At 56.0% G+C, this 12472-nt stretch carries 11 protein-coding genes; 4 read left to right on the forward strand and 7 right to left on the reverse strand.

The window, feature by feature from the left end:
* Window positions 1–15: 15 nt before the first annotated feature.
* The 4 genes from KRAC_RS15885 to KRAC_RS15900 form a co-directional block, all read right to left on the reverse strand.
* Window positions 16–849 carry a hypothetical protein gene (locus KRAC_RS15885; protein ID WP_007908618.1) on the reverse strand — a complete coding sequence of 278 codons (834 nt, stop codon included), beginning with the start codon at window positions 847–849 and terminating at the stop codon, window positions 16–18.
* Between the two features lie 328 nt (window positions 850–1177).
* The gene (cysK, locus tag KRAC_RS15890; RefSeq protein WP_007908621.1) at window positions 1178–2131 is read right to left on the reverse strand and encodes a cysteine synthase A; all 954 of its coding nucleotides are present in this window, start codon (window positions 2129–2131) and stop codon (window positions 1178–1180) included.
* Between the two features lie 42 nt (window positions 2132–2173).
* Entirely contained in the window at window positions 2174–2641 is a 468-nt protein-coding gene (locus tag KRAC_RS15895; RefSeq protein WP_007908623.1) for a response regulator, read from the reverse strand.
* Between the two features lie 334 nt (window positions 2642–2975).
* Entirely contained in the window at window positions 2976–3413 is a 438-nt protein-coding gene (locus KRAC_RS15900) for an RrF2 family transcriptional regulator (protein ID WP_007908625.1), read from the reverse strand.
* Between the two features lie 459 nt (window positions 3414–3872).
* Here KRAC_RS15900 and KRAC_RS15905 point away from each other — a divergent pair, with 459 nt between their 5' ends.
* The 4 genes from KRAC_RS15905 (at window position 3873) to KRAC_RS15920 (ending at window position 10048) form a co-directional block, all read left to right on the forward strand.
* Window positions 3873–4631, forward strand: coding sequence for a response regulator transcription factor (locus tag KRAC_RS15905; protein ID WP_007908627.1), 759 nt, complete (start codon window positions 3873–3875; stop codon window positions 4629–4631).
* A gap of 42 nt (window positions 4632–4673) precedes the next feature.
* Window positions 4674–5921 carry a sensor histidine kinase gene (locus KRAC_RS61665; protein WP_007908629.1) on the forward strand — a complete coding sequence of 416 codons (1248 nt, stop codon included), beginning with the start codon at window positions 4674–4676 and terminating at the stop codon, window positions 5919–5921.
* A gap of 266 nt (window positions 5922–6187) precedes the next feature.
* Window positions 6188–8182, forward strand: a complete 1995-nt coding sequence (locus tag KRAC_RS15915) for a butanediol dehydrogenase (RefSeq protein ID WP_007908630.1) — start codon at window positions 6188–6190, stop codon at window positions 8180–8182.
* A 51-nt stretch (window positions 8183–8233) separates the two neighbouring features.
* Window positions 8234–10048 (forward strand): glycoside hydrolase family 3 N-terminal domain-containing protein, encoded by a 1815-nt coding sequence (locus KRAC_RS15920; RefSeq protein ID WP_007908632.1) that lies wholly within the window; start codon window positions 8234–8236, stop codon window positions 10046–10048.
* A gap of 62 nt (window positions 10049–10110) precedes the next feature.
* Here KRAC_RS15920 and KRAC_RS15925 read toward each other — a convergent pair whose 3' ends face one another.
* The 3 genes from KRAC_RS15925 to KRAC_RS15935 form a co-directional block, all read right to left on the reverse strand.
* A complete protein-coding gene (locus KRAC_RS15925) occupies window positions 10111–10503 on the reverse strand; it encodes a MerR family transcriptional regulator (protein ID WP_007908633.1) in 393 nt (130 codons plus the stop codon).
* Between the two features lie 24 nt (window positions 10504–10527).
* Window positions 10528–11541, reverse strand: coding sequence for a DnaJ C-terminal domain-containing protein (locus tag KRAC_RS15930; RefSeq protein WP_007908635.1), 1014 nt, complete (start codon window positions 11539–11541; stop codon window positions 10528–10530).
* Window positions 11542–11867: 326 nt separating this feature from the next.
* Window positions 11868–12434 carry a nucleotide exchange factor GrpE gene (locus KRAC_RS15935; protein ID WP_007908637.1) on the reverse strand — a complete coding sequence of 189 codons (567 nt, stop codon included), beginning with the start codon at window positions 12432–12434 and terminating at the stop codon, window positions 11868–11870.
* Between the last annotated feature and the right edge of the window lie 38 nt (window positions 12435–12472).

The raw sequence follows: 12472 nt of genomic DNA on the forward strand, positions 1-12472 counted from the left end.
TTGTCCCACGCCACTCTACACTAAAACGGCGCGGCGCTCTTCAGACTCGCGTAGGGCCTGCTCAATCTCCTCGCCTAGCATGGGATTCCACACCTGTTGCGCGTTATTCCAGCGCTCACGTAGCAAGTCCAGCAAGAAGTGGCGATCTTCCTTGTCCAATAAACGCAGATCCACGAGCGATTCCTGAGCGCCTGGATAGATGATAGTCAACTGGCAATCATCGATGCGTACCATAGTTCGATTGCTTAACTCATAGGTCTGGGGTGCGCCGAGGCTTTTAGTGAACGAGATGGCACCAACACAGCCAATCAGGATAAATGAGAACGCGACGATGCTGACTACCAGGCCCGCCAGGCTCAACAAGAGCGCAGACCCGGTCGCCAGTACCAGTAAGAGCGGTTGCGTAATATGCAGGGTCCAGCCTACAAGAATGGCTGGCACCAGTCCCACCAGCACGGCCACAAAGCACCAGAACTCGCTGTTCATCATCCAGAAAATGCTGGAAAGGTTCAGTGGAGAGAGGTCACGCACCTCGAGCGAATGCTCGCTGACAAGAAACGTTCCCTTGCGATAGCCCTGGTGAAGCGCGAAGAGGAAGCGCGTAATCAAAATATCCCCTTTGAGCATGGCGAAGGTTAGGAAACCCAGCAGGCCGACCAGCGCATCCTGCCACTTCAGATAAAAAGTAAAATCATGACGATAAGTGCCCCACATCCAGCCACACGCCCAGGCCGACCCAAGTGCGCCCAGAAACAGCGCGACCGCCATCAACACACCCAGCAGGCGCGTCCTCTGATAGGCTGTACGCCCCAGGTGAAAGATATAGGTGTCACTAGCAGGTTGTTTCATATTATCCCCTTATGGATCTTATTCCGAAACCCAACGTCACTGGCGTGACTAGCGCTCCGCGCTCAGGATTTTCGGAGAAGAAGATTCAGGATCTATAGATTGCGTTTGCTTCTCAGCACTTAACGTATGCCTAGCCATTATCTCCTATTCCTTTAAACGATTCCTCTGGCGCTGAGGTTACATTATTTGGCCGCCAATTATAACACGTTGTATCTTTCTTTTTCGTATTGATTCCCTGTGGCGCACTAAAATCATTCACTTTGTGGAAAAAATAGGCAAGCATGGAGCCGAAGGCCCATGCTTGCCTATTTTTTTCCACAAAGGAGGTCTAGCGGGTTTTGCCGCGGAGATCATCGAAGAGGACGGTGTGTAGATAGCGTTCGGCTGCGCTGGGGAAAAGCGTCACTATGATTTTGCCCCGATTCTCTTCTTTGCGCGCCTCCTGCAAGGCGGCCCAGGCCACAGCTCCACTACTAATACCAATCGAGAGCCCTTCGTCCTGCATCAGCTGGATGGCGGTCGCGACCGCGTCTTGATCACTGACAGGAATGACCCGGTCAATCAGGTCCACGCGCAACGTATCGGGGATAAAGCCCGGACCCAGGCCCTCCAGGCGATGTGGACCCGGGCGTCCACCTGAAAGGACGGCGCAGGAGGCGGGCTCGACGGCAACGACTTCGACCTCGGGCTTGCGCTCACGCAGCCCCTCGGCGATGCCCGTTAGCGTGCCACCCGTCCCTACACCTAAGATCACCATATCCACAGCGCCACCCGTCTCCTCCCAGATCTCGACCGCGGTCTCCTCGCGATGTGCGCGTGGATTGGCCTGGTTATAAAATTGCTGGGGATACCAGGCGTACGGAAGGGTTGTGCGCAGCTCAATCACTTTATTGATAGCACCCCGCATCCCCTGGCGCGCGGGCGTGAGCATGACTTCAGCCCCCAGGCGCTGCAACAGGAGACGCCGCTCCAGGCCTACGGTATCTGGCATAGTCAGTATGCAGCGATATCCCCGTGCAGCCGCAATCATCGCCAGCGAGACGCCCATATTACCGCTCGTAGGCTCAATAACTGTGCTTCCCGTGCGGAGCAGACCCTGGCTCTCCGCGTCACAGATCATGCGTTTCGCCACGCGATCTTTGACGCTCCCACCTGGGCTAAACATCTCTAATTTGGCCAGTATCGTCGCTGCCGCGCCTCCAGCCCTGGCGGGAAAACGCGTCAGCTCGACCAGGGGAGTGCGACCAACGAGTTCAGAAGCGTCGTGCGCCCAACCGGTCATAAATATCCTGTTCTTCCTTTTGCTATACTTCTCTGCCAGCCCTTAACTCTGGGGTTCAGCGGGCAGCAAAGCTGTAATAATATTGATGAGCTCCTCAATCTTAAAGGGCTTGCGTAGGAGCAAGCCGGATTGTAAGCCCATGCGATGTAGCTCCCACTCATGACTCCCTGTAATCATAATAATAGGGATATCTTTCGTCTTGTTGTGCCCCTTGAGAATCTTGTAGAGCGAGGCACCATCCAGATTGGGGAGGCCGACATCCAGGAGAATCAGGTGCGCGTCCAGTTCAGGCAAACGATCCTTGGCCTCTTGCCCATCTATAAAAAAGCTTAATTGCCAATCCCCAAAACAGTCCAGGGTATCGCTAAAAAGCGTTCTCAGGAGTGGATCATCCTCAATGATAGCGATACGCTTGCTCGCTCCTGGCCGCGTTGCATCCATTGCTTCAGCCACTTGCTTCCAAACCCCCTTATCGGCTAACGTCCCCGTTCCTGGCTCAATGCCCTCCATGCCCCTGGCGCTTCTCCGCTCACCCCTCCTCAATCGGATTATCGCTTATGAATATAAGCTTGTCTGATGCGAACAAACACTTTTTTCAGTAGGGACCCGCTGCGCCCCTGAATGGGGGATTTATCGCGTCCGAAGACGATTAATCGCCTGTTGGCGTAGCCCCAAACGCTCTCATGGGTACGGTGTCGGGAAGTGGGTATTTGTTGCCCGCCAAAGGTTTTGGCTAGCGCCGCACTGCCATAAATGGCGTTCGGACACGCTAAACCTGATCCCTACCGAGGTTCTACCGGCCTGGAAAGCTCATTTATCTAAGTCTATAGTGTTTGTGCGTGAGCTAGATATAGTACATGGTCTCGGTGGTGCCTGTACGATGCCGCTGCGCCAGTTCCTCAATTGTGGTCGAGTTAAGTATCTCCTGGGTCGCAGCGTCGATCTTCTGCCAGACCTCGCGTAGCGCACATCCTGGGGAGAGTTTGCAAAAGTCGGGGTTTGGGAGGCACTCCATCGGTGGTACATAGCCTTCCAGGGCTTGCATCACCTGAGCCATTGTAATCTGACCCGGCGCTTTCGCTAGCATATGACCACCCTTGGGGCCACGCACACTCTTTACCAGGCCCTCTTTCCTCAAGACCATCAAGATCTGATCTAAGTATTGTTCAGGGATATACTGGCGACTGGCAATATCTGAGCTCTCAATTGGCCCCTGTCCATAATAAGCGGCCATATCAAGCATTGCTCTCAGGCCGTAGTCTCCCTTCATTGTAAGCTTCATTATATGGGACCTTTCTTTCGGGCGATGTGACTGATCTAGCTTCCACTCATCTATTATTAATACATGCCAAATTACAGCAATCTTATGTGGACGTTGAAGTGCGCGTGACGCCTCCCTTTGCCAGTCACTGCCAACCCGTTTTTCCAGGTGAGGAAAGAGTGATAGATACTAAGTAAAGTTGATATTAGAATATATCAGTAAAGCATGCATGTCAATGGGTAGCATCGCTCCTCAACCCCACTACTACCGCTTTCCCGTTTCGTTACACACCTCAGCTTTGCCACCGCTTCTGCTACCTCCATTGATTAATTTCTGCTGAGAATATGGCGCATATGCTTATACAATCTTGCAGCCCTGCATAAGGACATCTATAATGAGACTGTCATTCTAAACATTTTAAGGCACTCTATTCATGCATGCCATGGCCACGTTTTCTGGGTTCAAGGGGGTCCTGTACTTATGCAGCAAGGCAATTCATGGCAATCAGGACAGGAGAAGCAGCCGCTCTTAAGAGTCCTGGTCGTCGACGATGAAGAGAATATTATTGAATTTATTCGCCTCGGCCTCCGCTATGAAGGGTTTCAGGTTGAGTCGGCTAACGATGGCGAGACTGGTATCGCTACGGCACTGCGCATCAATCCAGACATCATTATTCTGGATGTCATGATGCCCCCCGGCATAGATGGCCTGGAAGTATGTCGCCGCTTACGCGAGAATCCAACAACACGCGAGATTCCTATTCTGATGCTTACAGCGCGAGACGAGGTACGCGACCGTATCGCGGGCTTGCGTACGGGTGCGGATGACTATTTAACCAAGCCCTTCGATTTCGATGAATTGCTTGAGCGTATTCGCGCCATCTTACGACGTCAGGGACGCACTAAGAGTCCCCAGGGCGCGGCAGGAGCCGAGAATGGCAACATGCTCGAGTTTGAAGATCTGCGTATGAATACCGCTACCCGCGAGGTCACCCGCGCTGGTCGCCTGATTGAGCTGACCGCGACCGAATATAACCTGCTTCACCTCTTTATGAGCCATCCGCGCCAGGTGCTCGACCGACAGACTATTCTTCAACGCGTCTGGGGCTATGAGTTTCTCGGCGAAACGAACATCATTGAGGTCTACGTACGATACTTGCGCGAGAAGATCGAGGATTCACCCAGTACTCCTAGGCTCATCCAAACCGTTCGTAGCGTTGGATACGTGTTGAAAGGGTAAAGCGCAACACATTGTTCCTGTCTATAGCGGAGTCCAAAGGTAATGTCTGATCCATATTCAAAACAATCACAAGAGACCTCACGGCGGAAGATAACAGCCGCAAGCGAGCACGCCAACACTGAAAGCCCCCCGGCTCCAGTGTCGTCTCAGCCTGTCTCGCCTCTGACCTCTTCCACTACTACATCGCCTCTGACGGGCATGATCATGCCTGCACGCACATTCACGGCTCAGACTCCACGCTGGCTCCGCCCCTTTCTTAGCCTGCCCGTACAGCTCTCGACTATCTTCAGCCTGATCCTGCTCATGGTGCTGATGGTCGCGGCAATACTCTTGCGTGATGCGTCAGGCAGCAATGCCCTGCTCTATCCAACGGTGGCCCTGCTGGCTCTGGGTGGTATTGTCCTCAGCGCGACCTTTACGACGCTCCTCCTGCGCCCACTGGTACGTTTGACCGATGCAGCACAAGCCATTGCTCTGGGCGATCTGAAGCAGCGCAGTCGCCTCCCGCCTCTTCACCTGCCACCACAGGACGAGATCGACCGCCTGTGTGGCAGCATCGATGAGATGGTGACGCGCCTGGAACGTGCCGAAGAGTTACAGCATGCCGCCGAAGAGCGTTTCAGTCGCTTCTTCTCCGACGCCTCCCATCAGTTACGCACGCCTCTGACCTCGATTCGGGGCTTTACTGAGGTTCTCTTGCGCGGCGCCAAAGACGATCCCGAGACCGCGCAGCGCGTTCTGACATTGATGCGCAACGAGGGCGAGCGTATGACAGCTTTGATCAACAACCTGCTCACACTCTCGCGTCTCAGTGAACATCAACCACTAAAAATGCAGTATATAGATCTACTCGACCTCGTCAAAGAGAGCATCGAACAGGCACGCACCCAGGCAACTGATGATCGCAGAATGCAAATCTCACTGCGTGGGGAGGCACCCTTCGGCCTGCAAGCCAATAAAGAGCGCATCAAACAACTGCTCTATATCCTGCTGGACAACGCGGTAAAACATGGCATGCCCGCGCCTGAAGGCTCGATTACAGTTCAGTTGACCAAGCGCGAGCAACAGATCGAGGTACATGTAATCGATAATGGACCCGGCATTGCAGAAGATGAGCTGAAACATATCTTCGAGGCTTTCTATCATGGGCAGCACCAGCGAACCCCTGGATCCGGCCTGGGCCTGGCCATTGCCGCGGCTATCGTCGACGCCCACCAGGGCCATATTACCGTTCAGCGCACCCCGGACGCGGGCAGCGATTTTACATTTATGCTACCCTACACCAAGTAGCATTCAGGGATAAAGGATGTGTAGTGGCGAGTTGGCAGCACCAACTCGCCACTACACATCCTTTATCCCTGAGAGCGCCGCAGGCGCGCGCGAAAAGAGCCTTCCATGCCACCTGGAACTGGAAAAACCTGCAATCCTTCCTATGCTTATTGACCGTCCCGCTGGCAGCATGTTACACTGCCATCATTAAAAATAAGTACTGCTATTATTATTGTTAACTACAAATTTTGTCCAAAGCGGTAGTTTCGCCAAAGAGAGACAGAAATATGTGGACCTCAACGCTTGATCTCGACCCGAAACGCGTTCTTCTCACACGAGTGCTGAGCCGCTTCTGGCGTGGCGCGTACTTCTCTTCTTATGCTCCTCTCCGTGTTGAAAACCTGCCTCGCCCTACCCTCCCCGCCGCCTCCTGGGTACGCGTCCGCAACCGACTCGCTGGCATATGTGGTAGCGATCTGCATCTCGTGAGTGCCGACGGTGATTTGCGCGTCTCTCTGGCGGCCCTGCCCGGTCATCAACAGCACTATCCCGGGCACGAGGTCGTGGGCGAAGTTGTCGAAATTGGCGACGAGGTAACGCACCTGCGCGTAGGGGACCGCGTTGTGCTCCAGCACGAGACGAACTGCCTCTCGCAGGGAGTCCAGCCCATCTGCCGCTTCTGCGCCGAGGGCTTCTACAATTTGTGTGAACATGGCGAGCTGCCCGGCCCGCACGCCATCGGCGGCGGCTGGAGCGAGGAGATGCTCCTGCCGGAGCAAAGGCTCTACCGCGTTCCCTCCTGGATGAGCGATGAGCAGGCAGTCCTGCTAGAACCCACAGCTGTGGCCCTGCACGCGGTCCTGCGCGCCCTACCCCGGCCCGACAGCCAGGTACTTATTATTGGCGCGGGCGTCATTGGCCTGCTGACACTCCAGGTCTTGCGCGCGCTGGCTCCTGAGGCTGAGATCAGCGTCCTGGCACGCCACCCTTTCCAGATAGAACAGGCCACGCGCCTGGGCGCCAATCACATTATTTATACGCATGATAGCTATCTCGGCGTCCAGACCGTCACAAATGCCAGGAGCTATCGGGGCTGGCTGGGCAATCATATGCTGGTCGGCGGCTATGAGACGATTTTTGATACCATTGGCAGCAACCGCACGCTCCCTCATGCCCTGCGCTGGGCCAGTGCGCGTGCAAACGTGGTTCTCGTGGGCGTCCACCTCCACCCGATGCATATCGACCTGACGCCCGTCTGGAACCAGGAAATTAAGCTCATTGGCACCATGAGCCATGGACAGGAGCACTGGCCACAGCGCAGCGGGCGCATGCACTCTACCTTCGAGGTCGTCGCCGATATGATGCGCGAGCAACGTATCGCGCCCGAGCAGTTCCTGACCCATCGCTTCGCGCTGACCGACTATCGCCAGGCGCTCGAAACCGCCATGGGCAAGGACAAGAGCCGGGCCATCAAGGTCGTCTTTGACTACTCGCTTGTCCCTCAATCCGTCGTGCCTAACGTGCGCGCCTCCGCGCGTCCAAGGCGCTCGGCTTCACTGCTGCCGCTACGTGAGAAGGCGCTCAAGACCGATTCTACCACGACGCCGAACATAGAGCCTGTCACGCCAGCACCCACGGCGCCCGAGGAGGAGTCAACTGCTAAGTTTGTAGCCCCCACCCCTCCGGCTACCTCCGGCGTCGAGAAGACGGATGCGATGCCCAACCCCAGGCATAAAGCCAGAGTAGAGGCCAGGGCTCAAGCCATTGAGACACATGTCAAGGAGCAGAAAAGCGAGCCTCTCCTGGATATTCCCTCGACGTCAGACTTGCCATCACTCCCCACGAACGCGGAGAGCGAACTACTGCCAGCAATATCCGCTAGCGGCGCCGAGGTTCAACCCGGCGAGCCACCAGTGCTAGAAACGCCTGGCGAGCCAGAGGTCCTCTCAGTTGAGCCACTACCAGCCACGCCTGAACAGCAGGCCGAGGAGCTGCCAACCGACTTCTCCGCCGAAGCCGAGGAGCCAGCCGAGACAGAAGTGACACCCATCGTCACACCCGAGCAGCCTGAGGAACCATTCGAGCCAATGCTTGACGCGCCTGCTGAGCAGTCCGATGAGTCGGCGCTCCAACCCGAAGAGGAGATGCCAGCGACTGAAGACAGCGCCCAGGAGTCAGACAGCCAGGAGCAGCCAGTTATGGCCCCCCCAGCCATTGAACAGGAGCGGCCTTCGCGGACACGCAATCGCCGCAAGAAAAAAACTGACGCAATTGAGGACTAAGTCGCGTTCATAAATAGAGAAGAGAAATCATCAATTTCCGGGGAAAACTGCATGTCAACCGATAAACAGGAGCCTCGCCTGGATACGACCGAGGGACATTCCCCGGCAGCGCCCGGCACACAATCATATAGCACACCTACCACCCTCCCTGACCGGTCTAATCCTGCTCCTAAGCAGGAAAGCCCCTTCCAGGAGGAGGATACCCAGCCGCGTCTGCGCACCCAGCGGCAGCAGACCACAGACAAGCGAGGCAAGATAGAGCCGCCAGCCGTCTCGCCAGGCTCGCAGGTCTGGATCGATAATCAGCTCCCCACAGGCCTGCTGGACGAGGATGAGGCCCCGCCCTCGCGCTGGTTTAAACTCTCCCGCCCCATGCCCACGCTTAAATATAAGCAGGAGCAGGGCAGCGACAAATTGCCCGCGACACCAGAGAAGAATGTCGCGCCAACCTCCCCACAGCCTGAGGAAATGCTGGCTCCCGCACCTATGCCGATATTAGGCGGGCTGGAGCTACCATCACCCGACCGTACACCCGTGGCAACCCCGAAAAAACTGGAAGTCACACCCCAAGTCTTTGCTAAACGCCCTAAAGGACACAGTCGACCACAACACTTGCGCCTGCTGATCTCGGTCATACTGCTGGCCCTCATCGTGTTGACTGGCGGCTCCTTTACGCTTATGCATTTACTGGCCGGTGGCACGACGAATCCACTGGACACCACCAACGATCCCAGTACCTTTGCGCAGACCTCGCTCAATGCGCGGCAAATAGATGAGCTACATCATCTCTCGACACGTATGAGTGCTAAACAACTGGCTGGTCTCTATGTCGCCCGCATGTCGCTGGACGAGGAGATTGGGCAGATTATCATGGTCGAGTACGATGACACCTACTACTCCGACGACCTGAACCGCATGCTCACCGAGCTACACGCCGGAGGCGTCATCATGTACGAGTTTCAGATGCAGACCGCGGCTCAGACCAAAGGCGATATTAGCAGCATGCAGCAGCATGCGAAGCTCCCGCTGCTCATCTCCACCGATGAGGAGGGTGGCATCGTTCACCGGCTCATCAACATCTATCCACCACGCCCCTCGGCGCTGGATATCTACAATACTGGCGATCCACAGGTCGCGGCGCAGCAGGGGCATAAAGTCGCGCAAGACCTCCTCGCGCTGGGCATCAATACCAATCTCGCTCCCAGCGTAGATGTGGCCCTGGTCCAGGGTCCCGGCCAGGCCACACGCACCTTTGGCTATACCGCGGACTCAGTGATCAATTTCGCTGGTCCCTATATCAGGTCTATGCAGCAAGATGGCGTTATCGCCTGCATCAAACACTTTCCCGGTATGGGCGCCGCCGAGATTGATCCTCACAAAGGCCTACCTGTGGTAAATCGCACCAAAGAGCAGCTCTACCAGACGGAGCTGGCTCCCTTTAAGCACTTCATCCAGGCGAAAGATAAGCTGGAGAATCCTGGCATGGTCATGCCAACAGATATCCTGATGCCCGCCATCGACCCGGTCTATCCCGCCGAACTTTCGCACACCTTTATGACTGATATCCTGCGTAAAGAGCTGGGCTATGATGGTATGACGCTAACGGATGCGCTCTATATGCAGGGTGTCACCATCAACGGCCAGCCTATCAGCATGGCCCAGGCGGGCGTGATGGCCCTCCAGGCAGGCAACGACATGCTGCTTGGCCCCACCGGCTACGTCCAAACCCTGGACATGGTCAATGCCATCAAAGCCGCCCTCCAGGATGGTACGCTCTCCAAGGCGCGCCTGAACGAGGCCGCCACACGCGTAATCGCGCTCAAGATGCAGCGTCACCTGATGCCCGCCGTCCCACCCCAAATTTAAAAAGAGAGAAAGGGAGGTGGAAGTTCCTGCGGGATTTCCACCTCCCTTTCTCTCTGGCTACTCTACTCGCCTTCCTCAGGAGAGAAGACATCGGGCGTGCCTTGTAGCCGCTCGATGATCTCTTTGAGGCGCCGGGTCTCATTGGCGTGCTGGATACGCATCTCCTCCAGCTGGTGCTTCATCTCTTCCTGCATCTGCTCCATATGATCTTTCATACGCAGGATGGCCTCGACGCCTGCCAGGTTTACCCCCAGGTCACGCATCAAGCTCCGGATATGTAGCACGCGCTCGATGTCTTTATCCGAGTAGAGCCGGGGGCTATGCGGACTCTCGCCCTTGCGCGCGGGCGCTATCAAGCCCAGGCGCTCATAGTGCCGCAGCGTCTGCTCGTGTACCTCAGCCTTTTGCGCGGCAATACTGATGATATACCAGGCGCCATCACGCATCTCTGGCATGCGTACATCCCTCCTTTCAGCGAGCTATGGATGCGCTTCAACCCCACGGGCGCGCGCTAGCTGCTCAAATAGGCCACGCTCTTCTGGCGAGAGGCGCATTGGCAGCACAACCTTGGCTCGGGCGTAGAAGCTCCCTCGCCCCTCGCTCTTGAGATGTGGCATGCCCTTCCCAGCCAGGCGAAACAGGCTGCCATTCTGCGTCTCGGCGGGAATCGTCAGGCTCAGGCGCTTCCCATCGGGGAGCGTCACTGGCACTGATCCCCCCAGCATAGCAGTGAAGAGGTCAACATCCACATCCATATACAGATCATCGCCCTTGCGCTCATAAGCAGAGTCCATCTTGATGCTTATGACCAGGAAGAGGTCGCCACGCGGCCCTCCACCGGCGCCGGGGTGACCCTCGCCCGCCACACGGATCTTTGAGCCGTTATCTACACCGGGCGGAATTTTAACTTGCAGGCGCTTACCCTGCCCATTCAGGCTGCCCCGGCCACCACACTTCGCGCATAGGCGTCCACCAATCTGCCCCATGCCCCTACAGGCGGAACAGGTCTCAGGGGCCTGAATGGTAAACGTACGCTGGCTACCAAGATAGGCCTCCTCAATCGTCACCTCGACGGTCTGCTCCAGGTTCTCCCCCGCGCGGCTACGCATGCCCGCAGTAGAGGTTCGCCCATTCGCGCCAGAGGGAAATCCCTGTCCGCCGCTACGACCAAAGAGTACTTCGAAGAAATCAGAGAAGCCTGAGCCGCTAGGATCATAGTTAGGATAGCTACCCGCACTCCGCCTGGCTCCCGAAAAGCCGTTAAACTGATCGCGCCAGTTTGGTCCAAGCGTATCATAGCGATTGCGCTTATCGGGGTCAGATAAGACCTCGTAGGCTTCGTTAATCTCTTTGAACTTCGCTTCCGCCTTCTTATCACCTGGATTGACATCGGGATGATGAGTACGCGCCAGTTTGCGAAAGGCTTTCTTGATGTCATCGGCGCTGGCAGTGCGCGATACCCCTAAAATTTTATAATAGTCCTTATAATCCATCGCCCGGCCTCACTCTTTTACCATGCATATACTCTGTTTATTGGCTAACACAATGTGTTCACTACATCCGAAGAAGAAAGGGATCACGCAAGATGGCTTATCAAACTCGGTAGGGAGCAGCTTTAGCGCGTCCGAAGGCGATTAATCGCCTGTGGGCGCAGCCCGAAATGTTCCCATGGGTACAATGTGTGAGGTAGGTTGTTTGTTGCCCACCCAAGACTTCGGCTTACGCCGCACTGCCATGAATGGCATTCGGACGCGCTAAAGCTGCTCCCTACCGAGAGGGAAACGCATTTCCCAGCAGAATCCATAGTGCAACAGATCAGTTAGTTATTGGCTCCGTTGTTGCTATTCTTTCCCAGGGGAACACTGACTTTGACGTGGGCGGGGCGTAGCGTCTCCTCGCCGAGGGTGTAGCCTTTGCGCGTCTCCTCCAGAATCGTGCCCTCTGGCTTATCGGCGCTTTCGACCGCCTCAATGGCCTCGTGCATATAGGGGTTAAAGGGCTCGCCCACCGTGGGGACAGGGTTCAGACCCTCACCACGGAGAATCTCGTTCATCTGCCAGTGGAACATGCGCAGTGTCTGTTGCAAGTTCTGCTTGTCCATGCTCTCCTGGTACATCAGGGCGCGCTCCGCGTTATCCATGACATCAAGCAGTTTGTGAAAGAGAGATTTCTTGTGAGCAAGTACACGCGTCTCCAACTGGCGCTCCTGGCGCTTGCGAAAATTATCCCACTCCGCGCGCTCGCGCAGATACTTATTCCAATTCTCTGTGGCCTCCTTGCGTGCCTGCTCTAGCTGAGCCTCCAGTTCGGCGACGCGCGCCTCGGCACCAGAGGTTTGCTGCTCATTCTGCTGCTGGTTGGTCTGCTCCTGAAACTCTTCCTTCACGGTGTTTCAATCTCCTCATATCTATTTATCTTTACGAC

Origin of the sequence: Ktedonobacter racemifer DSM 44963, from assembly GCF_000178855.1 — a bacterium.
Classification (GTDB): domain Bacteria; phylum Chloroflexota; class Ktedonobacteria; order Ktedonobacterales; family Ktedonobacteraceae; genus Ktedonobacter; species Ktedonobacter racemifer.

What these genes read in the sequence shown, in the direction of transcription:
- KRAC_RS15920 (WP_007908632.1), top strand. Translation starts at nt 8,234, where the DNA reads ATGTCAACCGATAAACAGGAGCCTCGCCTGGATACGACCGAGGGACAT.
- KRAC_RS15905 (WP_007908627.1), top strand. Translation starts at nt 3,873, where the DNA reads ATGCAGCAAGGCAATTCATGGCAATCAGGACAGGAGAAGCAGCCGCTC.
- KRAC_RS15895 (WP_007908623.1), bottom strand. Translation starts at nt 2,641, where the DNA reads ATGGAGGGCATTGAGCCAGGAACGGGGACGTTAGCCGATAAGGGGGTT.
- KRAC_RS15900 (WP_007908625.1), bottom strand. Translation starts at nt 3,413, where the DNA reads ATGAAGCTTACAATGAAGGGAGACTACGGCCTGAGAGCAATGCTTGAT.
- KRAC_RS15925 (WP_007908633.1), bottom strand. Translation starts at nt 10,503, where the DNA reads ATGCCAGAGATGCGTGATGGCGCCTGGTATATCATCAGTATTGCCGCG.
- KRAC_RS61665 (WP_007908629.1), top strand. Translation starts at nt 4,674, where the DNA reads ATGTCTGATCCATATTCAAAACAATCACAAGAGACCTCACGGCGGAAG.
- KRAC_RS15930 (WP_007908635.1), bottom strand. Translation starts at nt 11,541, where the DNA reads ATGGATTATAAGGACTATTATAAAATTTTAGGGGTATCGCGCACTGCC.
- KRAC_RS15915 (WP_007908630.1), top strand. Translation starts at nt 6,188, where the DNA reads ATGTGGACCTCAACGCTTGATCTCGACCCGAAACGCGTTCTTCTCACA.
- cysK (WP_007908621.1), bottom strand. Translation starts at nt 2,131, where the DNA reads ATGACCGGTTGGGCGCACGACGCTTCTGAACTCGTTGGTCGCACTCCC.
- KRAC_RS15885 (WP_007908618.1), bottom strand. Translation starts at nt 849, where the DNA reads ATGAAACAACCTGCTAGTGACACCTATATCTTTCACCTGGGGCGTACA.